The organism is Monashia sp. HAY1-2A (assembly GCF_056755315.1).
Map to the genome: position 1 here is coordinate 1 of NZ_JBNDHY010000332.1, position 414 is coordinate 414.

The window sequence follows — 414 nt, forward strand, 5'->3', positions numbered from 1 at the left end:
GGTTTTACAATGGTATGTCCTAACTCTCCTGCGAATCCGTCATGTCCGTAGATCAATTTACCACCGGCAACAATACCACTTCCCACGCCAGTTCCGAGGGTGATCATGATAAAATCCTTCATGCCTCTTGCTGCTCCGAAAAGCATTTCTCCTATGGCCGCAGCATTGGCATCGTTCGTTATGGTACAAGGCAGCCCGAATTTGGCTTTTATCAGATTCGCAAAAGGAATAACTCCTTTCCAGGGAAGATTGGGAGCCTGCTCTATGGTTCCCGTATAGTAGTTGGCATTTGGAGCGCCTACTCCTATACCATCAAAGTTCTTTTCTTTTCCGTGGCTTTCGATCAGCGGATGAACAGCCTCGTATAAAGCGTCAATATATTCTTCTACGGTAGGATAGGCATCTGTTCGGATA

Annotated in this window: 1 protein-coding gene; it reads right to left on the reverse strand. The window is 46.4% G+C overall.

Going from position 1 to position 414, the window contains the following annotated elements; translation table 11 throughout:
* The coding region (locus ACPYOM_RS22165; RefSeq protein ID WP_481347613.1) for an ROK family protein at positions 1-414 on the reverse strand (414 nt) is incomplete at both ends.